Below are 1407 nucleotides of genomic sequence, written 5' to 3' on the forward strand. Positions count from 1 at the left end.
CAGACGTTGGTGTCGCTGACGCTGGCGCGCGGCGAGGTGCCGGTGGCGGTCGGCCTGGCGCTGTTCTTGCCCGAAGACCTGGACGAGAGGCCCGCACCGGATGACCAGGGCCGGTGTCCCTGAGGACCGGCGCGAGGCCCGCACCAAGCTGGAGATCGCCGTCGCGGAGATCGACTGGGTCCGGGAGGGGGGCCTGCGCTCCAACTGCGTGCTGGCCGATGCGGGTTATGGGTCCACCCCGTTCCGGCAGGCCATGAGCGCGCGTGGCCTGACCTGGGCTGTCAGGATCTCGGGGCGCAGTAAGGTCTATCATGTTGCGCGGGAGGCTGGGTTTGGAACACCTTTGTCGACGCACCAGCAATTTGCGGCACAGCTTGGCATCTTGCCAATGGATTTCCGACGCACCTTCTGCGATAAGGAACGTTGACGGCGGTGAATACAGGCCGCTGGTTGGTCAGAATGGATTGGTACTCTTGAGGTTTTGTCTTGGCACCCAGATGAGACAGAAGCAAAGATCACCGGGAAGTGGCTCAGCAGATCGGGTGCCTTCACGCTGACGAACGTCGCCCGCTTCAGCTTCGCGGTTCGAGTTACAGAGCCCGCGGAACTCAGAAGCCGAAGCTGACCTTGCGGCTGTTGCCACGTTGCAAATTTTGTAGGCGCGACAGGGCAAAGAGAGGGAAGAACAATCGGTAGCCGTGATACTTGAGGTAGAACACCCTCGGAAAGCCAACCGCGTTGTAGGCCTGCTCCTGCCACTCGCCATCCGCCCCTTGCGTACGCTGAAGGTAAGCCGCCCCGCGCAGCACTGCTGGATCGTCGGCTTGCCCAACCGCCATCAATCCGAGCATCGCCCAAGCCGTCTGAGAGGGCAGGCTCTCGGCGTTCTCGACGTAGCGGCCGAGGTCGTAGCTCCGCTGGTCCTCGCCCCAGCCACCGTCCCTCCGCTGGATCGAGACTAGCCAGCCCACGGCGCGGCTTACCATTGGATCGTCGTGCGGCACGCCCGCGGCATTGAGGGCGCACAGCACCGACCATGTGCCGTAAATATAGTTGGTTCCCCAACGGCCGTACCAGCTGCCGTTCGCCTCCTGCTCAGCGCGCAGATAAGCCAGCGCGCGCTCGATGACCGGGCGGTCCCCTTCGTGTCCGAGCTGGGATAGGAAGGAGATGCAGCGGCCGGTGACGTCGGCGGTCGGCGGGTCGAGCAGCGCGCCGTGGTCGGCGAACGGGATGTGGTTAAGGTACTCGCGATCGTTCTCAGCGTCGAAGGCGCCCCAGCCACCATTGCGGCTCTGCATACCAACGATCCAGCGCCGTGCCCTCTCGACTGCCTCCGCGTGCTCGGGTCGACCGTTGCGGTGGAGCAGCATGCCGACGACTGCTGTGTCGTCCACGTCGGGGTAG

2 pseudogenes are annotated in these 1407 nt (G+C 64.4%); one reads left to right on the forward strand and one right to left on the reverse strand.

Going from position 1 to position 1407, the window contains the following annotated elements:
• A pseudogene (locus tag VQ02_RS37855) lies at nt 1–355 on the forward strand (transposase); the annotation flags it as partial.
• Nucleotides 356–608: 253 nt separating this feature from the next.
• Here VQ02_RS37855 and VQ02_RS33380 read toward each other — a convergent pair.
• Nucleotides 609–1407 (reverse strand): annotated as a pseudogene (locus VQ02_RS33380) (prenyltransferase/squalene oxidase repeat-containing protein); the annotation flags it as partial.

The organism is Methylobacterium variabile (assembly GCF_001043975.1).
Taxonomy (GTDB): domain Bacteria; phylum Pseudomonadota; class Alphaproteobacteria; order Rhizobiales; family Beijerinckiaceae; genus Methylobacterium; species Methylobacterium variabile.